Source organism: Anabaena sp. TISTR 8404 (genome assembly GCF_056847745.1).
Genome location: NZ_CP180578.1, coordinates 1,852,588 through 1,874,534 on the forward strand (window position 1 = coordinate 1,852,588; position 21,947 = coordinate 1,874,534).

The window sequence follows — 21,947 nt, forward strand, 5'->3', positions numbered from 1 at the left end:
ACACTACACTTACTACTTAATGTGTCAAGATTGGTATGATTCCAGAAATAATCAGCTGAACTAAATACTTATGTTTAGTCAGTGATCATACTATTACAGGAGGAAGTTTCTTTGTCTCGACGCTATTTATTTACCTCCGAGTCAGTAACTGAAGGTCATCCAGATAAAATCTGCGATCAAATTTCAGATACAATTCTTGATGCTCTACTGACACAAGACCCTAGTAGCCGGGTTGCTGCTGAAGTAGTAGTTAACACTGGTTTAGTTCTCATTACTGGTGAAATCACTACCAAAGCTAACGTTAATTATGTCAACTTAGCACGCAAGAAAATTGCCGAAATTGGCTATGTTGATGCAGATAACGGCTTTTCTGCAAATAGCACCAGCGTGATTATCGCCTTAGATGAACAATCACCTGATATTGCTCAAGGCGTAAACGTTGCCCACGAAACCCGTCAACAAGATAGTGACGAACTATTCGACAAAGTTGGTGCAGGCGACCAAGGTATCATGTTTGGCTTTGCTTGCAACGAAACTCCAGAACTGATGCCCTTGCCGATCAGTTTAGCTCATCGCATTGCTCGCCGACTAGCAGCAGTCCGCAAAACAGGCGAATTGTCATACCTGCGTCCCGACGGTAAAACCCAAGTTACCGTAGTTTACGAAGATGGCAAACCTGTAGGCATTGATACTATCCTGATTTCCACTCAGCACACTGCTACCATTGGGGAAATCACTGATGAGGCAGCAGTACAAGCTAAAATCAAACAAGACCTCTGGACAGCAGTAGTCGAACCTGTTTTTAGCGATATTGACATTAAGCCTGATCAAGAAACACGGTTTTTAGTCAACCCCACAGGTAAATTCGTCATTGGTGGGCCGCAAGGTGATTCTGGGTTGACCGGCAGAAAAATCATCATTGATACCTATGGCGGTTATTCTCGTCATGGTGGTGGTGCTTTTTCGGGCAAAGACCCTACAAAAGTAGACCGTTCTGCGGCTTATGCGGCTCGCTATGTGGCGAAAAATATTGTAGCTGCCGGGTTAGCAGAAAAATGCGAAGTCCAGCTGAGTTATGCCATTGGTGTGGCTAGACCAGTGAGTATTCTCCTAGAAACCTTTGGGACTGGCAAAGTAGATGATGAAATCTTGTTGGAATTAGTCAAACAAAACTTTGAACTGCGTCCAGCAGGCATTATTCATACTTTCAACTTACGCAACTTACCAAGTGAACGAGGCGGACGTTTTTATCAGGACATCGCGGCTTACGGTCATTTGGGGCGGAATGATTTAGACTTGCCTTGGGAACAAACCGATAAGGCAGAATTGTTGAAGCAAGCAGTTGACCAATTGCGTTCAACAGCGATCGCTTAGTAACCTAGCATAGAAAAACTTCCTCTGTCTTGCTATTGCTCAAGTAGTAACAAGGCAGAGGCTTTTTATTGCTAAAGCCTCTAAAACTTAAAAATTTGTTTGAGAATTAGGATAATTGATGATAAGATGCAATATTACTTATTGTGTCTGGTATCTAGGTATTTAGCTCAGCCAAAGTAAGAGTACAATAGGTAGCAGTTTAGCTAATAGTTGAAATATCTTTGGAATTAAATAGGTTTCAAAAACAGTAACGATAAAGAAAAAATTCCAGAATACGCTTTACCCTGGAAAAGCAATTAATTATATATAAACCTAAATTTGCTAGTTGTCCAGTGTTTTTGTATACATTCATATCAAAATCACCAAAATACAATGAAGTCATGGCAATTATTTAAAGAATAATTATTTACGCTGCTTCTCACAAAAAATTGTGTAGGTGTTAATCACCAGTTAATTTAATTTTAAAGATGAAATTGATGTGGCGATTTTGGCGGAAGGGCGAGGAGATTTGAGGAATGCAAACTCACAAGCCTAACCCAATAGACAGCAATTTAGAAAGCAAAAAAGTGTCAGCCGAAAATTCATCAACTGAAGAACTACCAACAATAGAATTTCCTTCTAGCGGGAAACTCAAGGCAAGTTCTTGGCGGATACATCAGAAAATTGGCTATGGCTACTTTGTTGCCATTGGCATTGGCTTTTTTGGCTCGCTTACTGGTCTAGTAATTGCCAACTACTACCGGGGGCGAGAAATTAGGCAGTTTAACCAAGCCCAAGAACAACGCCAACTACTAACTAACTATAAAAACGCAGTAGTTGGAGCGCAATTACATAGTTCTAATTTAGTGGCAGTATTAGAAGACTCACCACAACTGCTAACTAGGAAAACAGAATTTTTAAAAAATGTTAATAAAGCTGAAGATTTAGAGCAAAAAATTGATAAGTTTATCGAAACAAAGCCTATGCAATTAGCAGCAACCAGCGCTAATTTACAGGCTTTATTAGAAGATTATGCAATTAATTTAAAATCCTACGTTGACCAAATAGAAGCTGTATTACAAGAAATTGATAAACAGCCTTTACAGCCACAGCAAGTAGTTGTAGTTAGAGAACAGTTGTTAGAAATAATGCGTGGTGAAACCGCCATGCAATTAGATCATCTTTCTGAGAAGTTAACTAATATTTTGCAAACTGCCGAAAATCAAGAACAGGAACGGCAAAAAGACGTAGAGGAGGCTAAAGGAGTTGAAAGACTAATTGTGATGGTGAGTATGCTGGTGTCAGTAGCGATCGCAGCTATTATCGCATGGCGCACTAGTCGAGCGATCGCAGAACCAGTAATCACCGTTACCCAAGTAGCCGAACAAGTCGCCCGCAAATCTAATTTTGACTTACGCGCCCCTGTTACCACCGAAGATGAAATTGGCTTGTTAGCCAAATCGTTAAATCGTCTGATAGAACGAGTATCTGAGCGCACTAAACAACTAGAACAAGCTAAAGAATTAGCCGAAGCCGCCAGCAAAGCTAAAAGTGTATTTTTAGCTAATGTCAGTCACGAATTACGTACACCCTTAAATGCTGTTATTGGACTGAGTCAACTACTGCAAGATGACGCTACAGATTTAAATTTATCAGGTGACTTTATTACTGATTTAGAAACAATCAATTCCGCAGGTAGGCACTTACTAGAATTGATTAACGACATCCTCGACTTATCAAAAATTGAAGCGGGGAAAATGACTCTTTATCCAGAGACATTTGAAATTGCCAACTTAATTAATAATATTGTTTTAACTATCAAGCCATCTATAGAAAAAAATGGCAATATTTTAGAGGTAGATTGTGACGATCAGCTAGGGACAATGTATGCTGATCAAACAAGAATGCGGCAAGTACTTTTGAACCTGCTGAGTAATGCTGCGAAATTTACCACTAACGGCAAAGTCACATTAACTGTTAAAAGTGAAAAACTAAAATCATCATCAGAAGCTACCTTGAACATGATTTCATTTACGGTTGTTGATACAGGTATTGGGATGACTCATCTTCAACAGCAACAGTTATTTCAACCTTTTATCCAAGGTGATAATTCAACTACAAAAAAATATGGCGGTACTGGGTTAGGGTTAGCAATTAGTCGCCATTTTTGTCAGATGATGGGTGGTGATATTTTTGTGAAAAGTCAGCCAGGTGTAGGCTCGACTTTTACAGTACGTCTACCACTGACTGTTAAAGAATGATATAGCAGAATTCAGCAGGCAGTACCCATCCAACTAATGGTTTTCTGAACTATAATTTCGAGCAATATTAGCGTTGTTAAGGGTTTCCATGTCAGAATTAACTAACGCTTTAGATAGGATTCGTATATACCTGGAAATTAATTATCCAGATATTGCATCGAAATTACCTCCTGGATTGCCACCAGAGAAAATTAAAGAAAGTTTTCAAATCTTACCTTATAAGTTGCCGCAAGAAGTCTACGAACTCTATCAGTGGTGTGGTGGTTGGGATTGGGAAACTGAAAACTGGGATACAGTTTTTGCCCCTTACTATGGCACGATGACACTGTGTAGCCCGCAAGGTGCAATGGAGACTGCAATAGATTTGGACAAATACGGAGTCAGGTACATCGGTAAACCTCTGATCCCGATTTTTGGTTACGATAGAACATCTCTGTGCATCGTAGGAGACTGGGAAGAAAAATACCCTTCTCCCATCGTGTATGTTTCAGAAATTTATCAAATTGAACTAGCGTATGTCAGTTTAACAAGCATGATGCAAGTGACAGCCGAAGCTTGGGAAACTGGTGTGGCTTACATAACTGAAAAAGGATTTGTGGAATGCGATGACCAAAAATTCTTTGTAATTTATCGCCAACACAATTGTGAGTTACCCCAGATGGTTCTCAGCAGATTGAAGCCAGAGTTAGAAATAGCACGATGTGAACGCGGTAAATTATATAAAACATGGGATTCTATTGATGAAAATGTTCACTGGTTAACCCAGTGCTGGCCTGATTTATCAGTTGAACATTTCTCGCCTGAATTAATAGAACCAATACTAAGAGAAATGAACAAACCAAAAGCAACTTCATTCAGTCATTATGCAAAAATGATATTAGAAAATCTCAAATATAAATTCTAAGCCATCTCCACATCATCGAAAACCTGTGAAAGTTGATGAAAATGGTTGATATTATTAATGCAGCGAAAAACCGCAGCAATTTAGGACATAAATTATGTCATCAGTCACGATTACCCTGCCAGAAGAAGTGTTTAGTGCGCGTCGCCTAAATCCAGAAGAATTTGTGCGTGATATGCGCCTCGCTGCTGCTATCTACTGGTATCAGAAACGGGAAATATCTATGGAGAAAGCAGCTTCAGTTGCTGGGTTAAACCGTCGAGACTTTCTAGCCGTCCTAGCCCGTGAACAAGTGGATGTGTTTGCTGTTGACTTTGATGATTTGCAGCGCGAGTTAAACCGTGGCTGAACTGCCTGCTATCAACACATCGCCACTAATTTTTTTGACCAAGGGGGGCTTTCTTGATTTGTTGCTCCTAATTAGCCCATCAATTATTGTTCCATCGGCTGTAGCCGCCGAAATTCAGGAGTATGGAGAAACCGACTTAACAGCAGTGGCGCTCAAAAATACTCATTGGTTGGTTGTACAAGAAACACTACCAGTTCCAAATGTGATTCAGAATTGGGATTTGGGTCAAGGTGAATCAGCCGTATTAACGTGGGGGTATGCAAATCCTGGCACGGAAGTAATTTTGGATGATTTAGCAGCCCGTCGTTGTGCTGCCACCTTGGAAATTCCTGTACGGGGGACATTAGGTATTGTGATTACTGCCAAACAGCGAGGGGTAATTCCGTCTGCACGTCCAGTTTTAGAAAAATTACGCTTGTGTGGAATGTATTTATCTGACCGTGTAATCAATCAAGCATTAGCATTAGTAGGGGAATAGTCTTTTGAGGATTTTGGGTTTAGTTCCTTAACTGAATTGCATTGAGGTATGGAGTGTCAGGGTTTTGTTCGCTTACACTCCATACCTTTAATCTCAACCCTTGATTTTTCGTCTTACTATGTAAATCCTGTTACTTGATTTCACACTTCAGACTTTTTAGAAACGATAGCCTAATCCTGCTTGGAAGCTAACAGCATCAGCGTCACTGTTTTTGTAAGCATCAATGCCCCATTTAGCATCACCATAGGCGATGATGTTTTTGCTAACTTCCGATTCTACACCCAAGGTTACTACAGGTGCATTGCGATTACCTAAAGGAGTATTATTACCTTCATCAGTCAAGAATGAATAACCACCACCAAAGTAAAGGTTAGTGTTTTTGGCAATAGGTGCATCATAAGTCACTATAGGCATGATGGCAGTTGTATCACCGCCAAACAAAACGGCTCCTCGCAATGATACAGGTGCATTGGGTATAGCATAACGTCCTTGCACGTTACCACCAAATTGAGCATCATCGTTTCTTTGTCCGCCACTAGTTGCACCAGCCGCAATACCAGCACCGACATAGCTACCGTTAGTACCGGTGGTTTGAGCAGCAGCAATTCCAGCCGAGAGGACAATAGAAGCAACTACAAGGGCAGAAGTAGTTAAAGTTCTGAGTTTCATAAGTTTCTCTCCACTAGAGTTGAGTGCAATCAATGCTCTCTACTACTAGTGTCGTTTTTCTAACCAGTTTTACCCTCCTACACTCAGGTAGCCTAATGGGTGAAAAATCCTTCACCCAATTGGGTGAACTCAACAAGCTATCTTTTTAAGAAACGCTGACGCAAGCGCACAACAAAAGTATTCACTTCTGGTATTTTCATGAGGGAAGCGATCGCACCAAATACAACTAAACCTACTACACCAGCAATTGACAATTCTATTAACTGAATTATTAACCCTTTTGTACCTAATAATTGCTGCAAACCAAACAAACTACCATAGCTGGCAAACCCCGCCACGATACTTCCACCAAATAAACCAAAAATTGGTAAACTCCATTCACGCCAAGGTAAACCGTTAAGCTTACGGTCGAGTAACCATAACAGCATTAACATTGAACTGCAATTAACACCAACAGTTGCTAACACCAAACCTGGTGCGCCAAAGGGTTGAACAAAAAAATAATCAAGTACAGCGTTAAGCACAATGTTAAAAGTACTGATGCGAAACGGTGTTTGTCCATCTCCCAAGGCGTAAAATACGCGCACTAACACATCACGCCCCAAGTAAGCAAACATCCCGATACCGTAGGCAATTAACAGCGAAGAAACTAGTTGCGTCGCATCTTGCTTAAAGGCTCCTCGCTCATATACTACTTGTACAATTGGCACAGATAACACCACCATTAAAGCTCCCAGAGGTAGCATGGTGCAGGCTGTGAGTAATAAACCTTGGCGAATGCGTAATTTCAAGTCAGGCCAATTTTCGGGTTCTGCTAGTTTGGCGAAGATGGGTAATAAAGGTAACAAAATAATATTAGAAATAATCCCTAAAGGTGTTTGAACTAGTAAATTTGCATAGTTAAAACCAGCCGCAGCACCAGGAATAGGACTTGCAAAATAAAGGTCAGTGGCAACATTAATCGGCATCATCCCCGAAGAAATTGTTGCCGGAGTCATAATTCTAATTACTTCTTGAACGCCAGGGGCTTTAAAATCAAACCGTAAACGTAGTGTCCCCAGCCCTAGCCGCCACTGGACAATTAGTTGCACCACCCACTGAAGAATTGCCCCGGCTAACGTTCCCCAAGCTAACATCATCCCACCGATGAAGGCGTATTCTGGCAGAATAATGTCCTTGCCTAGTTGCAAAGCTAAAATACCAATGCCAGCAACTACAGTAATACTCGATAATAATGGGCTGATAGAAAGTAACCAATATTGATGGGCAGCATTGAGCGTACCAAAGCCAATGCCAATCAATCCCGAAAATAAAGCCATCGGGGCCATGATTTGGAGTTGTTGAATGGCGATCGCTCTTGTATTCTCACTCAAACCATGACCAACAATATCAACAATGGTATCTGCTAAGAAAATCTGGGCAACAGTTACCAGCAACAGTATTCCGCCTACAAGCGTTGTCACTGTTTCTACCAAAGGGGCAGCTTCTTGTTGCTTGCGTTTGGCTAAAACACTGACAACAGCACTGTGTAATGGCCCATTCACACCACCGAGTAATATTAATAAAAAGCCAGGAATAATATAGGCATAGCTATAAGCAGTAGCAGCTGCACCCACACCAAAAGCAGCTGCGATCGCTTGCTGCCGGACTAAACCAAATACTTTACTAATTAATGTGGCTGCGGCAACAATGCCAGCAATCCCAGCGAAAGAACGAGAGGATTTTTGTTCTTGATTAGTCACGAATAATACCCGACAACTCTTGCAGAGTGTATATCTGAAAATATTTAACTTAAGATACTGTAGTCTGTCAGGCAAATTTTGACAGAATAATTAATAGTAGAACTTTGCATAAGATACAGTATTTTCAATTAATTAGACCACTCCCTACTACTTGTTCTAAGTCAAGCCGAAGGTAAAGGACATGAGCGATTGGTATCAACTTGATGCCGCCGAAGCGCTGCACAGGCTGGGTAGTGATGCCTCCTGGGGGTTGAGTACGGTAGAGGCTAGTCATCGTTTAGAAAAATATGGTTTCAATGAATTGATTGAGCCAGGACTAAAACAACCTTGGCAAATTCTTTGGGAACAACTTAGCGAAACACTGGTAATTATTTTGATTGTGGCTGCGGTGATTTCCGCTGTTTTGGGTGACTACAAAGATGGCTTAGGCATTATTGCCATTATTGTGCTGATTACTTTTTTAGGTTTCAGCCAAGAATATCGAGCGCAAAAAGCGATCGCCAATCTCAAAAAACTGGCAATACCCAATGTCAAAGTACGCCGCAATGGTCGCATCCAAGAAATCTCCGCCCGTAACTTAGTACCAGGGGATATTGTGCTGCTGGAAGCAGAAGATATTGTCCCCGCAGACTGTCGGCTACTGACCAGCTTGGGTTTGCGGACTCAAGAAGCAGCCCTCACAGGCGCAGCAGAGCCAATAGATAAAGATATTCAAAAATTGCATGGGGAAGTAACGCTGGGCGATCGCCACAATACAGTTTATATGCAGACAATTGTTACCTATGGTCGGGGTGAGGCGGTCGTCACCGAAACAGGTATGCATACTGAGTTGGGGCAGATTACTAACATGATTCAAACAGTGGAACCAGAGCCAACACCGCTACAAAAACGCTTGGATCAACTGGGAAAGTGGTTGGCGATCGCTTCTTTCGTTTTGGTAGGAATCATTTTGGTTTTGGGGTTATTGCGGGGAGAGGATGTCAAGTTAATGTTTCTCACAGCGATTACTTTGGTGGTTGCGGCTTTACCAGAAGGATTACCCGCCGTAGTCAGCATTGCTTTAGCCTTGGGAGCGCAGCAAATGCTGAAACGACGGGCGCTGATTCGTAATCTACCTGCTGTAGAAACTCTAGGATCTGTCACCACAATCTGCTCTGGTAAAACTGGTACTCTCACCGAGAACCGGATGATCTTGACTATCCTGGATGTAGCCGGTCGTCGCTTGGATTTGACTGCTAATTTACGTAGGGCATCCCCTGTTGTTGATTCTAGTCAAGCAAGTCCACTGTTACTGAGTCAGCCACCAGCCCTCGCTTTATTACTAGCTGGTGCTACTCTGTGCAATAACGCCCGATTAGAACCTGATTGGGAAGAACCTCGTTATTTTCGTGCAGTCGGCGACCCTACAGAAAATGCTTTGGTCATGGCTGCGGCTCACCAAGGATTGTGGAAAACCGAACTAGAACAGAATATGCCCCGTGTGGCAGAATTACCATTTGGCTTTGAGCGCCAGAGAATGACGACCATCCACCAATTCCCAACGGCATTAGCGGAAATTTCCTGCGCTTTGGAGACAGTGTGGTATTGGAACCGAGAAATTCAGGAATCAGCACCTTATATTGCTTTCAGCAAGGGGAGAGTCAAGAATCTGTTAGATGTTTCCAGTCAAGTTTGGGTAGATGGAAAAGCAGAAGTACTTAATGACGTATGGCGCGAACAAATTTTGACCACTCATCACCAGCTGACCCAAAATGGTTTACGAGTGCTGGGATTATCCTTTCGGCTGTGGCATTCACCTGATGTTGCCGAGATAGAACAAGATTTGATATTTGTTGGTTTAGTGGGGATGAATGACCCAGCCCGGCCAGAAGTAAAGGATGCGGTACTACTTTGCAAGCAGGCTGGGATTCGCCCTGTAATGATAACGGGTGATCACCCTCTAACTGCCCGTTATATTGCCCAAGAAGTAGGAATTGCCACAGGCGATCGCATTCTCACCAGTGATGACCTCTCCCACATATCTTTTGAGACATTGGGAAATTTAGTCGAAGAAGTATCAGTTTACGCCAGGATTTCCCCAGAACATAAATTTAATATTGTGCAGTTTCTCCAAAAGCGACGACACATTGTTGCCATGACTGGTGATGGAGCCAATGACGCACCTGCTCTGAAAAAAGCTGATATTGGCGTAGCAATGGGCATAAGTGGTACTGATGTCGCTAGAGAAGCTGCCGATATGGTACTGCTAGATGACAACTTCGCCACCATCGTTGCTGCTGTCAAAGAAGGGCGAATCATTTACGACAATATCCGCAAGTTTATTAAGTACCTCTTAAGCAGTAATGTTGGTGAACTTTTAGTAATGCTCCTAGCTCCCTTTTTCGGGATGCCGTTACCTTTGTTACCACTGCAAATTCTTTGGATCAATATAACTACTGATGGTTTACCAGCCCTAGCTTTAGGTGTGGAGCCTGCGGAACGCAACACCATGAATCGTCCGCCCCATCCTCCCCATGAAAATATCTTTGGGCGGGGCATGGGCAAAGATATTATCTGGATAGGATTACTGATGGCTTTGGTATCTTTGGGGATAGGCTACTGGTATTGGCACAGTGGCAATCCAAACTGGCAAACAATTTTGTTTACCACTATCACCCTATCTCAAATGGGTAACGCCTTAGCCATTCGCTCAGAGCGAGACTTCCTCTGGGAAATTGGGTTGCTATCCAACAAGCCAATCTTGGCAGCAGTGACTTTAACACTGATTTTGCAACTGGCTGTTATATATGTTCCTGTTTTACAGAATATTTTTACAACAGTAGCCTTATCGCCAGTGGATTTGACTGTTAGTTTAATTCTCAGTACTGTGGTTTTCTGGTGTGTGGAATTGAAAAAATGGCTGGTACGCCACAACTATTCACGACGATGATTTGCAATTGCATTTTTACTTTCTTTTTGTCCGAACTTAAGATTTGAAAGACCAGATGATTTAACTAGTTGACCAACGCAACATCGCACAAACTGCGGTTTGATTGGTGTTGGATTGATTTCTCCACTCTTTCAAAAGGTTTTCTGGTAGAGTTCTCACCATTTCTACCATGACTCCTGCTACATCATTTTCGGAAAACTGATGGGGGATTTTAGCTTGCAGTTCTGGCGATCGCAGACAATCCAAAAACCCGTGAATTAAAATAGGAGCGCTACCCGCAGGAGCCGTGAAAATTAACGCTTCATTCTCAGCGACAGGACGCGATCGAAACTTTTCTAAGTTTCCCCAACCGATATATTCACACTGCAACGAGTTACCAATCATGGTTGACTGTTGACTCCTTCAGTTGTTCGCCCGGTCATCTCGCTGGGATAAATACGGTAAATGACAATGACATTTGCTCGTCCCCAAACATCTATCCAAGTTCGATTCAGCGCAGGTGAAAGCTTTGGATTCTGTGCTTTGATCAATTGCATCGCATGGTCAAACTCTTGCGGCTCAGTTAAGCGTTCCGCTCGACCCATGATGATTACACTGCGCCAATGGGATAAGCTATGAATTTCTTCGACCTGTAAGCAAACCTCTGGATTCGCATCAATGTACTTCGTCTTCATTCCTTCGGTTGTAAAGATGTACAGGTTGGGATTCTCGAAATAATAGTGCATCGGCACCACGTAGGGATGTCCTTCTAATGCACAGCCTAAGTGTCCATACTCTATCCTCTGTAGAAGGTCATGAATTTCCTTCGATCCCATTTCATCAATATCTAACATAGTCCTTCTCCCTTATAATTACTGCAAAAATGCGATCGCGACTGTCATAAAAGCTCTTGAGTAAAGCTGTTCAGCAATCAACCAGGAACCCTATCATATTCAGATTGCTCAACTCTGCTTCTATACAAATCCATGAGGATAGAATCTCAATCCTCAAGAAGAGATACATCAACTGAGAGAGAAAAAATTTGCACAGTATTTAGCGATCGCACAGGCAAAGTGATATTACTGTAATTTTTAGTTAAATAAAATACAAAATTATTGCTTTTAGAGGATGTCTGAAAAGTCGAAAATTATACTAATAACCCCTCTCCATTCCCTTGTAGGGAAGGGGGGCTAGGGGGGTTAGGTTTTTAAGGTTTTGATGTTAACAAGAATACTTCTCAGACATCCTCTTAGTATAAAAATACTAAAGTATTGAATTTATATCACAATAAATTCTATTCATCAGGGTTTCATCCAAAAGGTATATGTTAAATAATCTACGCCCAAAGTTAGTGTATTTTCACCTTTAATTAGAAAAAGATTAAGGCTGAGTTATTCCAATTCTCACAAAAGACAATTATGTCAGCCTTTTCTTCGCCGTCCGCGAATTCCTCCCCAGCAGATAGCGAAGTTATTTTACATGCAGAAATAGAAGCGTTTTATTATGACAAATTTCTGGCTTTACGTAATGTTTACCTACCTATCTATAAAAACCTAATTACAACTTTCATTGGCCCTTCTGGTTGTGGTAAAAGTACCTTACTCAGATGTTTTAATCGTTTGAATGATCTCATTCCCCAAACTCACTTACAAGGGCAAATTACTTTTAAAGGTCGAAATATCTATCATCCGTCAGAGGATGCGGTAGTCCTGCGCCGTAACATTGGGATGGTTTTTCAAAAGCCAAACCCTTTTCCTAAATCTATTTATAATAACGTTGCTTTTGCTCCCCGGATTCAGTGTTATCGGGGAGATATAGATGAAATTGTCGAATTGTCATTGCGTCGTGCGGTTCTTTGGGATGAAGTGAAGCATAAGCTCAAAGAAAACGCCCTCTCTCTTTCGGGGGGACAGCAACAACGGTTATGTATCGCACGAATGTTAGCTGCACAACCAGAGATCATTTTAATGGATGAACCTTGCTCTGCTCTTGATCCAACATCAACCAAACAAATTGAAGAACTAGTACAACAACTCAAGCAAGATCACACCATTATAATTGTGACTCATAACATGCAGCAGGCTGTGCGAGTTTCTGATATGACAGCATTCTTTAACACTGAAATGACAGAAGGTAGTCGCACTGGCGAACTAGTGGAATACGATCGCACTCATGTAATTTTTCAACAACCAACACAAGAAATTACCCGGCAATATGTTAATGGTTACTTTGGTTGAACAAGCAAATATTATTCAATAATAAACATCTGTTTAGAGAGAGATTATCCTGAAAATCTCTTATTTTTTTAGCTTGGTATTTAAATACAAGTAAATCAGAAAATCAATTGATATAATAAGAGTTTTTGCAAAAATATTTTGCTTGAGTTTATATCTATAAATTATTGATAATATATAAGTGTAAACATCAAGGGGACAATAATGTTATGTCACCTAAAATTATACCGGATGTTGAAAATTTAGTCGAAGACCTTGGCGTTCCAGGGATTGCAGCAATAGTACTTCTTCCAGTTATAGTTCCAGTTGTAGCAGGTGTTGGGAAACCAATAGCTAAAACAGCCATTAAAGGCGGGATTCTCCTTTATGAAAAGGGTAAAGGAGTAATTGCAGAAGTTGGTGAAACCTTTGAAGATATCATGGCTGAAGCCAAGGCTGAACTTGCTGATCAACAAGCTGAAACTCAAATAGAGCAACTGGAGACATCTACTAAATAGGTGAGCTATCAATTCCCAAGAAATCCATGTGAGGAGTTGAAGTTTTTAGTGTATTGATATCAGCAATGTAAATTTTTTGCAGGATGGGTAAAATATCCATCTTTTTTAATGTTCAAAGATTTTCAAAGTATTTAAAATGTATAGAAAAGTAGTGACTGCCATTAGTGGTAGCCAGACATTGAGCCTGTTAGTTATCAACCAATTTATTTTATTGCTCTTTGGCAATTAACCTTATTCTAATTTATGCGAATACAGCTATATGAGGCACAATTGGCGTGAATATAGTATTTTACCAAGATTTTTGAGACGGCTATTTCAGACAAACAGGAAGCCAAAAGAAAAATCAGATTTTTCGAGAAAATTATCAGCAAAACTCTTTGAATTTTCAACAAGTGACTTAGAAATATTACTGCGATCGCTCGACACTTCTCTTGAAGGTTTAAGCGATATCCAATCGCAAATTCATTTAGAAAAATACGGATTAAATGAAATTGCCCGCGAGAAACCACCAAAATGGTATATTCAGCTATTTAAAACTTTTCAAAATCCCTTAGTTATTCTCTTGATATCTTTAGCAATCATATCCTTTGTGACAGGTGATATTAAAGCCGCAGTGATTATTATCATCATGGTTATTTTTAGCATATTACTGCGCTTTTCTCAAGAGTTTCGTTCTAATTTAGCCGCTGAAAAACTCCGAGAAATGGTAACAACAACTGCAACTATCAGCCGCAAAGACCAACGCAAAGATATCGCGCCAGAAATGTTACAAGAATATGGTATTACTCTCCATCCCCATGCAGCAGAAAGAAAAGAAATTCCTATCAAGTTTTTAGTTCCAGGCGATATTATTTACCTCTCAGCCGGAGATATGATCCCCGCAGATGTGAGGTTAATTGCTGCCAAAGATTTATTTATTAGTCAAGGTGCATTAACCGGAGAATCTTTACCAGTTGAAAAACATCCTACTTTAGCCAACGGTCAAACCCCAAGCGAAAACCCACTGGAACTGGTAAATATCTGTTTTATGGGAACTAATATTGTGAGTGGTACAGGTACAGCAGTAGTTGTGCAAACTGGTAGCAATACTTACTTAGGTGCATTAGCTCAAACTCTTGTAGGTCAAAAAACACTCTCCAGTTTTGACAAAGGAGTAAATGACATTAGCTTCTTGCTACTGCGGTTTATGCTGGTCATTGCACCTTTAGTATTTCTCATCAATGGCTTGATAAAAGGTAACTGGATGGAGGCTTTCTTTTTTGCCTTATCTGTAGCTGTGGGGTTAACGCCAGAAATGCTACCGATGATTGTAACAGCTAATTTGGGGAGAGGTGCGATCGCAATGTCTGATAAAAAAGTGATCGTCAAAAATATCGACTCTATCCAAAATTTTGGAGCAATGGATATTCTTTGCACTGATAAAACAGGTACTCTCACCCAAGATAAAATCATTTTGGAGATGCACCTGGATGTTTATGGTGAAGAAAACGACGAAGTTCTAGAGTATGCCTATCTCAATAGCTTCTATCAAACAGGGTTAAAAAACCTACTAGATGTGGCGGTACTCGAACATATTGAGTTACACGAATCGCTGAAAGTTGAAAACGATTTTCGCAAAATTGATGAAATTCCTTTCGATTTTGCCCGTCGTCGGATGTCGGTAGTAGTAGAAGAAACCCATCACAAACATATACTAATTTGCAAGGGCGCAGTCGAAGAAATTCTGCAAGTTTGTACCCAAGTCCAAGCAAATGAACAAATTTTACTGATGGACGAATCAGTTCATACTCAAGCATTGCAATTAGACCAACAATTAAACGAAGATGGCTTACGAGTGATTGCTGTTGCTTACAAAGAACTACCTCCCGACCAACTGACATACTCAGTAGTCGATGAGTGTAATTTAATCATGCTAGGGTTTATTGCTTTTCTCGACCCACCCAAAGAATCAGCCGCCCAAGCAATTAACGCCCTCAATTACAGTGGTATACAAGTCAAAATTTTAACGGGTGACAATGAAATTATTGCTCGAAAAACCTGTAAAGATGTGGGTTTATACGTTCACCACACTCTATTAGGTAGCGAAGTTGAGAAATTATCTGATGAGGAATTAGCAGAGATAGCACTCACCACCACTATTTTTGCCAAACTATCTCCTTTGCAAAAAGCTAGAATCATTCAAGTTTTACGCCGTAAAAATCACATAGTCGGCTTTTTAGGCGATGGAATTAATGATGCAGCCGCTTTACGAGAAGCTGATGTTGGTATCTCCGTAGATACAGCCGTAGACATTGCCAAAGAATCAGCAGATATTATCCTGTTAGAAAAAAGCTTGTTGGTACTGGAAGCAGGAGTAACAGAAGGGCGTAGAACATTCGGCAACATCGTTAAATATATCAAAATGGGAACCAGTTCCAATTTTGGCAATATGTTCAGTATGTTGGGCGCAAGCGCATTATTGCCATTTTTACCGATGAATCCAGTACAAATACTGTTAAATAATCTACTTTACGATTTTTCTCAAACCGGGATTCCCTTTGATCATGTAGATCGGGAATATTTGAATAAACCGCGTAAATGGCAGATTAATGATATCCAAAAGTTTATGCTTTACATAGGCCCCATGAGTTCGATTTTTGACTATGCGACCTATGCTTTAATGTGGTTTGTTTTTGGTGCTAACTCAATCGAAAAACAAGCACTGTTTCAAACTGGTTGGTTTGTCGAAAGTTTGTTGACTCAAACTTTAATTGTCCACATCATTCGGACTGCTAAAATTCCTCTAATCCAAAGTACACCATCTTTACCTATGCTACTGGTGACTTTGACGATTATGGCGATCGGTATTTATATTCCCTTCTCTCCAATTGCCTCAAGTTTGGGATTTGTACGTTTACCTGTCAGTTATTTTTTCTGGTTAGCGTTGATTCTATCCAGTTATTGTGTTTTGACACAGCTAGTCAAAACCTGGTTTGTCAAAAAATATGGTTATAACTAAGATTAATTTCTCAGTTTCAAATTATCGACAACCCAAACTTTCTCGTGTAGAAACACCTGTAATTGGATTTACCCCATCAGCCCTTTCACAAAGTAACGATACCTGATATCGGTCAATTAAAGCGTCGGTAAAATCAGCGCCAGTAATATCAGCATCATAAAAGCGACTACGGGTTAAAGTAGCTTCAGTCAAATTAGCATTTTTTAAGTTAGCACCATCTAAAGTTACACGATCCACTAAAGCACCAGTCAAGTTTGCGCCTTCTAAATTAGCTTTTAGTAAAACACCTTTAGTAAAAATAGCGTTTGTGAGATTTGCTCCTTGGAAGTTGGTACCCCTCATTTCCGCTGCGACAAAAGTTACACCTGCCAAATCAGCATTAGAGAAGTCACGGTTTTCTAAATTGGTATTGCTGTAGTTGATTGTATTGATTTGTGCAAAAGCTGGTTTTGGACTAAGTATTACCCACAAACCAGCCAAAAGCAAAATTATAATTAAACTTAACAGTTTACGCCAAATCTTTTTCATACCTTTACTAAGCTCACTAATAAGTTATGAAGGCTAAGTAAAGTTTAATTGTTTTAAACTTAATAAACTCAGCCAAATCTTTTTCATAACTTTACTAATCTCCTAACTAAGTTATGAGGAATAAGTGAAGTTTAATTGTTTTAAACTTAATAAACTCAGCCAAATCTTTTTCATAACTTTACTAAGTGTCTATGTAGTCAATAGTCAGCAGTCCAATAATTAATGACTTTTGACTTTTGACTTTTGACTACCGACTATTTCCAATCTTTTCCAACCCGAATTGTGATGTCAGATTCCAAATCTCCAGATGTGGACACTTCAACTTGACCCAAACCTAAAATCTTTTGGAGGTCAACTCCTGGCTGTCTAGTGCCTCTTTGGACAATAATTTGAGTTTGTCGCTGGCTATCTGGCCAATCTGAAGTTGTGTAAATATTTTTAAAGCCTTTCTCTTTGAGATAAGCAATAACTTTTTCTGTCACTTGTGGTTGATTAGAAGCATTTTGAATAGCAATTTTGAGGTTAGAAACTGGACGCGCATCTGATTTCAATCCAGGCACATCTACCCCAACATAATTATTCAGTAAATTCTGTTGTCCAGTCATATTCAGCCAATAGCTATTAGGGTCTTTACTGAAACGGCTGAATGTACCTGGTACGGTGGTCATTTGGAAATTATCCCGATCTACATTCACGGAAAAATTCACCAATGCCATCATTTCTTCTATCTTTAAGTTGGTATCAAAATACTTCCGCATGATGCGGGTTAATTGAGGCAACTTTGGTATAACAGTAGGACTATTGAGGCGTTGGATTAATGCTGCCATTAGTGCTTGTTGACGTTGCACTCTCGGTAAATCCCCCAGTCCATCTTCCCGGAAACGGGCAAACTGTTCTGCTTGTTCGCCATTGAGAGTCTGCCAGCCACTAACTAGATTAATATTCAATTGACTGCTACTATCATGATATTCCATTGCTTTAGGTACAAATACTTCTACCCCGCCTAATTGGTCAACTAATTGTCTTAAGCCACTGGTAGAAATACGAATATAGCGGTCAATTGGCGCATTATTCAAAGTCCGGCTAACTACTCGTGCTGCCAACACTGGCCCGCCTTGAGGATTGGCATCCGATAGCTTTGTTAACCCCTTTTCCGGGATTGCAATCATAGTATCCCTGGGAATTGAAAGTACCCGGATTGATTTATCGCTGGGGTTGAGTCGCACCAACAGCATGGTATCGCTTTTGCCAGCAAAACTTTCCGGTGAGCCATCTACAGCACCGTTGACTGGCTCAATCCCCATAATCAGAATATTCATGGGGCGTGATAGCTGGTATTGCGAAATTTTGCTCCATAATTCCCCTGGTAAAGGTACTTTTTGCTCATCTTTACCAGCAAAACCTAATTCTTCATCGGTTTTATCCAGATTGCTCCATAAAGGAGTCCAGAGCGCCAAAGTTGATACTAGCAATCCAGAGAGAATTACCCCCATAACCACTGTCAGTATCCACAGTAGCCAACGGGGCATACTCAAGCCCAATCTCTCGTACAGTTCGTTGGGAATTGCACTGACGGACTCCACAACGCTGCGAGAAGAACTGGCGGTTGCTTCTTGAGTTGTAGATTCTACGTCGGAATCTGTTACTGCTTGCAGCGTTCCCTGCGTTTCTAGCCGTTGAATTTGACCAGGTTTGGACTCCAAATCTAAACCCGGTATTTGCTGAGGTTTAACCTCATTTTCCGACCATTTAACTTCTCTAATCACAAATTTCTCCCCACTCAACCACTGCCCTAAAAGTTATGTTAATGCAAGCTACAAATCTTGCCAGAGTAAAAGCTCACTGTAAACTTGTAGTGTTCTTGCGTAGGTGTGTATGACAACATGAATAGTTCCTTGTTCCCCGTCATCCTCGCTGGTGGCAAAGGTGAGCGTTTTTGGCCTCTCAGTCGTAAAGACCGTCCTAAACAATTTTTAAGCTTAGATGGCAGTTCTAGAAGTTTACTGCAAGCAACCGCTGATCGATTGCTCCCGTTGGCAGATGGTTGGGATTCCTTATGGGTGATTACTTCCAGCCAGATAGCTGAAGGTGTCCGCCAACAGTTGCCACAACTGCCGTCGCTAAACTTACTAATTGAGGTAGAGGGAAGGGATACTGCCGCCGCTGTTGCTTGGACAAGTTTGGAAATTAAAAAGCGTTATGGAGAAGACGCTGTTATTGGCTTTTTTCCGGCTGACCATTGGATAGCTGACCAAAAGGCGTTTACAGACACATTAAAGGTTGCTACTCAACTAGCAACAAGCACCGCAGCGATTGTTACTTTGGGAATCAAGCCTACTTTTCCATCAACTGGTTACGGCTACATTGAACAAGGTGAAAAGATTGGTAGCTTTAATGAGTTGCCAGCTTATCATGTCAACCGCTTTACTGAAAAGCCCAACCGTGAATTAGCAGAAACTTTTTTATCTACGGGACGTTTTAGCTGGAATAGTGGAATGTTCGTGTTTCGGGCTGGGGTTGTTCTTGAGGAACTACACACCCATGCTCCAGAAATCATTGAACCCTTGGAACAATACGGCCCTGAGATTTATCCTCAGTTGCCTAAAAAGAGTATAGACTATGCACTCATGGAAAAGACCAATCTAGCATATGTCCTGCCTGTTGATTTTGGTTGGGATGACTTAGGAGATTGGAATGCGATCGAGCGTTTACTAAAAAAAGAAGAGACCCCCAATGTAGAATTAGCTACTCATGTAGGCGTAGATACGCAAGGATCAATTGTTTATGCTACTAATCCAGAGGATGTAATTGTTACTATTGGTTTAGAGGATGTGGTGATTGTGCGCGATCGCAATGTTACCCTCATCGTCAATAAAGAACGCACCCAAGAAATTAAGCAGGTTCTCAAAATCCTGCAAAATGATCCCCGCTTTACTGACCTACTGTAACTGTTAAAGTTAAAACCCTTGACAGAGGCTCGAAAGCTAGTTTTTTTATTATAACTTGACTGTCTGTTGTTTTTACTGACAGTTATGACTACCCTCAGCTTTGAGCCTCTGGCTAAGACAATGGCGATTAACTCCATCTCCGCTTATCAAAAATATATTTCTCCCTATAAAGGCTTTTCTTGCCCCCATCGTCAATTACATAAAGGAGAATCTTGTTCCACTTACATTAAAAGAATGTTAACGGAACAAAGCTTAATAGAAGTTGTAAAATCATCCCAAAAAAGATTTCAAGACTGTGCTTTAGCCAGTAAAACTTTAACTAAAAATAGCTCTGGCTGTATTGTAATTCCCTGTTGTCTACCCCTTTAACTTCTCTGCTTCCTTGCAGTGGTTTACCAAAATGTTCCTAACTCAAACTGTTCCTCGTCAACGTGAAATTATTGAAGTAGTGCTTCGCAATGGCTGGGATTATATGCGAAGGTTGCTGACTGGTGGCAAAACCGATGAACCCCAGCTACCCACTCCAGCGGTGTTAAAAAATATTTTGGTAGATTTGGGGCCTGTTTATATCAAGCTTGGTCAGTTGTTATCTACTCGTCCAGATTTACTCAGCGCCGCCTACATTGAGGAACTGTCAACACTGCAAGATGAAGTCCCACCAGTTCCCTGGACAGAAATAGAGGTAGTGATTCGCAAACAGCTAAAACGTCCCCTAGAAGAAGTTTTTCAAAAAATTAATCCAGTCCCAGTAGCAGCGGGATCAATTGCCCAAACTCATCGCGCTACTTTAGCAGATGGTCGGGAAGTCGCGCTGAAAGTACAACGTCCCGGAATTGATACTACAATTGCCCAAGATATTGCTTTAATTCAAGGAATTGCTGATTTAGTTGCCCGTACTGACTTTGGGCAAACTTACGAAATTAAGTCTATTGCCGAAGAATTTACCAAAGCTTTAGAGGCAGAGTTAGATTTTACACGAGAAGCTGGGTTTACAGACCAACTACGGCGGAATTTATCTAAAGGTCGCTGGTTTGATCCAAAACAAATTGTAGTGGCCGAAGTTTACTGGAATTTAACTTCCGAAAAGTTGTTGGTGATGGAGTGGCTAGAAGGAGTTCCCTTCTTGTCGGCAAAACTTAAAAGTGATAACGGTAAAGACGTAGCGGCAGAACGTAAAGCCATAACTACTTTATTATTTCGGGCATTTTTCCAACAGTTATATATTGATGGGTTTTTCCACGCCGATCCCCATCCGGGAAATTTGTTTTATCTGCAAGATGGTAGAGTGGCACTGTTAGATTGTGGTATGGTTGGCAGACTTGATCCCCGCACTCAGCAGATTTTAACAGAGATGTTGTTGGCGATCGTAGATTTAGATGCTGGCAGATGCGCTCAGTTAACTTTGCAACTAGCAGATTCGGCTCAACCTGTAATTGTGGCACGACTGGAAAATGATTACGATCGCATGTTGCGAAAGTATCACAATGTCAGCTTGACGAACATGAATTTCAGTCAAGTGATTTATGAAATTTTACAAGTTGCCCGCAACAATAAAATTAGATTGCCAAGCAATATGGGTTTGTATGCTAAAACCCTGGCTAACTTAGAAGGTGTTGCCCGTGCCTTTAATCCAGAGATTAATTTGTTTGATGAAGTTAAGCCGTTAATGACAGACTTGTTTCGACGGCAATTAGTGGGCGATAATCCGGTGCGATCGCTTTTACGTACAGCCCTCGACTTAAAAAGTTTATCATTACAATCACCCCGACAAATTGAACTGTTACTAGACCGTGTAACATCAGAAACTTTACGTTGGAATTTATCTCTGCATGGTTTAGATGGTGTACGCCGCACAATGGACGATGCCGCCAATCGTTTATCTTTTAGTATTTTGGTGGGTTCACTGATTATGGGGGCAGCAATTATTTCCACCAAAGCACAGACAGCACAATTGTCGTTTTTAAGCAGTGTGTTATTTGCTGCCGCAAGTTTGTTGGGATTGTGGTTAATTATCAGTATATTGCGATCGGGGCGTTTACGTTAAACCTGATGGCTTTACCTAGAATTTACCAGTTCAATTC

The 21,947-nt window shown here is 40.9% G+C and carries 18 protein-coding genes; 12 read left to right on the forward strand and 6 right to left on the reverse strand.

What is annotated here, in order from left to right; all coding sequences use genetic code 11:
• Window positions 1-111 precede the first annotated feature (111 nt).
• The 5 genes from metK to ACMX3D_RS08015 all read left to right on the forward strand — a co-directional run bounded on the left by metK (window position 112) and on the right by ACMX3D_RS08015 (window position 5,342).
• The gene (metK, locus tag ACMX3D_RS07995; protein WP_482750892.1) at window positions 112-1,374 is read left to right on the forward strand and encodes a methionine adenosyltransferase; all 1,263 of its coding nucleotides are present in this window, start codon (window positions 112-114) and stop codon (window positions 1,372-1,374) included.
• A gap of 515 nt (window positions 1,375-1,889) precedes the next feature.
• Window positions 1,890-3,614, forward strand: coding sequence for a sensor histidine kinase (locus tag ACMX3D_RS08000; RefSeq protein ID WP_482750893.1), 1,725 nt, complete (start codon window positions 1,890-1,892; stop codon window positions 3,612-3,614).
• A gap of 88 nt (window positions 3,615-3,702) precedes the next feature.
• Window positions 3,703-4,518, forward strand: a complete 816-nt coding sequence (locus tag ACMX3D_RS08005; RefSeq protein ID WP_482750894.1) for an SMI1/KNR4 family protein — start codon at window positions 3,703-3,705, stop codon at window positions 4,516-4,518.
• A gap of 94 nt (window positions 4,519-4,612) precedes the next feature.
• Window positions 4,613-4,864, forward strand: a complete 252-nt coding sequence (locus ACMX3D_RS08010; protein ID WP_482750895.1) for a UPF0175 family protein — start codon at window positions 4,613-4,615, stop codon at window positions 4,862-4,864.
• On the forward strand, window positions 4,857-5,342 hold the full coding sequence (locus ACMX3D_RS08015) for a PIN domain-containing protein (protein WP_482750896.1): 486 nt from the start codon (window positions 4,857-4,859) through the stop codon (window positions 5,340-5,342). The genes ACMX3D_RS08010 and ACMX3D_RS08015 overlap by 8 nt, the downstream gene beginning before the upstream one ends.
• Before the next feature lie 156 nt (window positions 5,343-5,498).
• On the opposite strand, the gene ACMX3D_RS08020 is transcribed toward ACMX3D_RS08015, so the two are convergent.
• Entirely contained in the window at window positions 5,499-6,011 is a 513-nt protein-coding gene (locus tag ACMX3D_RS08020; protein ID WP_482750897.1) for an outer membrane beta-barrel protein, read from the reverse strand.
• 137 nt (window positions 6,012-6,148) lie between these two features.
• Window positions 6,149-7,753 carry a murein biosynthesis integral membrane protein MurJ gene (gene murJ, locus ACMX3D_RS08025; protein WP_482750898.1) on the reverse strand — a complete coding sequence of 535 codons (1,605 nt, stop codon included), beginning with the start codon at window positions 7,751-7,753 and terminating at the stop codon, window positions 6,149-6,151.
• Between the two features lie 181 nt (window positions 7,754-7,934).
• Here murJ and ACMX3D_RS08030 point away from each other — a divergent pair, with 181 nt between their 5' ends.
• Window positions 7,935-10,682: a cation-translocating P-type ATPase gene (locus ACMX3D_RS08030; protein WP_482750899.1), complete on the forward strand. Its 2,748-nt coding sequence runs from the start codon at window positions 7,935-7,937 to the stop codon at window positions 10,680-10,682.
• 60 nt (window positions 10,683-10,742) lie between these two features.
• Here ACMX3D_RS08030 and ACMX3D_RS08035 read toward each other — a convergent pair whose 3' ends face one another.
• Entirely contained in the window at window positions 10,743-11,066 is a 324-nt protein-coding gene (locus tag ACMX3D_RS08035; RefSeq protein ID WP_482750900.1) for a hypothetical protein, read from the reverse strand.
• Complete coding sequence (locus ACMX3D_RS08040) at window positions 11,063-11,497, reverse strand: pyridoxamine 5'-phosphate oxidase family protein (RefSeq protein ID WP_482750901.1); 435 nt, start codon at window positions 11,495-11,497, stop codon at window positions 11,063-11,065. The genes ACMX3D_RS08035 and ACMX3D_RS08040 overlap by 4 nt, the downstream gene beginning before the upstream one ends.
• Window positions 11,498-12,079: 582 nt before the next feature.
• Between ACMX3D_RS08040 and pstB the strand changes: the two genes are divergently transcribed.
• From pstB to mgtA, 3 genes are all read left to right on the forward strand, one after another.
• Window positions 12,080-12,898, forward strand: a complete 819-nt coding sequence (gene pstB / locus ACMX3D_RS08045; protein ID WP_482750902.1) for a phosphate ABC transporter ATP-binding protein PstB — start codon at window positions 12,080-12,082, stop codon at window positions 12,896-12,898.
• A 206-nt stretch (window positions 12,899-13,104) separates the two neighbouring features.
• On the forward strand, window positions 13,105-13,392 hold the full coding sequence (locus ACMX3D_RS08050; protein WP_482750903.1) for a DUF5132 domain-containing protein: 288 nt from the start codon (window positions 13,105-13,107) through the stop codon (window positions 13,390-13,392).
• Window positions 13,393-13,651: 259 nt separating this feature from the next.
• Window positions 13,652-16,390, forward strand: coding sequence for a magnesium-translocating P-type ATPase (mgtA, locus tag ACMX3D_RS08055; RefSeq protein ID WP_482750904.1), 2,739 nt, complete (start codon window positions 13,652-13,654; stop codon window positions 16,388-16,390).
• A gap of 21 nt (window positions 16,391-16,411) precedes the next feature.
• On the opposite strand, the gene ACMX3D_RS08060 is transcribed toward mgtA, so the two are convergent.
• Entirely contained in the window at window positions 16,412-16,918 is a 507-nt protein-coding gene (locus ACMX3D_RS08060; protein ID WP_482750905.1) for a pentapeptide repeat-containing protein, read from the reverse strand.
• Window positions 16,919-17,172: 254 nt separating this feature from the next.
• Complete coding sequence (locus ACMX3D_RS08065) at window positions 17,173-18,684, reverse strand: LCP family protein (protein WP_482750906.1); 1,512 nt, start codon at window positions 18,682-18,684, stop codon at window positions 17,173-17,175.
• 117 nt (window positions 18,685-18,801) lie between these two features.
• Between ACMX3D_RS08065 and ACMX3D_RS08070 the strand changes: the two genes are divergently transcribed.
• From ACMX3D_RS08070 to ACMX3D_RS08080, 3 genes are all read left to right on the forward strand, one after another.
• Window positions 18,802-19,866, forward strand: a complete 1,065-nt coding sequence (locus tag ACMX3D_RS08070; RefSeq protein WP_482750907.1) for a mannose-1-phosphate guanylyltransferase — start codon at window positions 18,802-18,804, stop codon at window positions 19,864-19,866.
• A gap of 84 nt (window positions 19,867-19,950) precedes the next feature.
• Window positions 19,951-20,235 (forward strand): membrane protein insertion efficiency factor YidD, encoded by a 285-nt coding sequence (yidD, locus tag ACMX3D_RS08075; RefSeq protein ID WP_482750908.1) that lies wholly within the window; start codon window positions 19,951-19,953, stop codon window positions 20,233-20,235.
• 31 nt (window positions 20,236-20,266) lie between these two features.
• Entirely contained in the window at window positions 20,267-21,910 is a 1,644-nt protein-coding gene (locus ACMX3D_RS08080) for an ABC1 kinase family protein (RefSeq protein WP_482750909.1), read from the forward strand.
• Window positions 21,911-21,947: the final 37 nt, after the last annotated feature.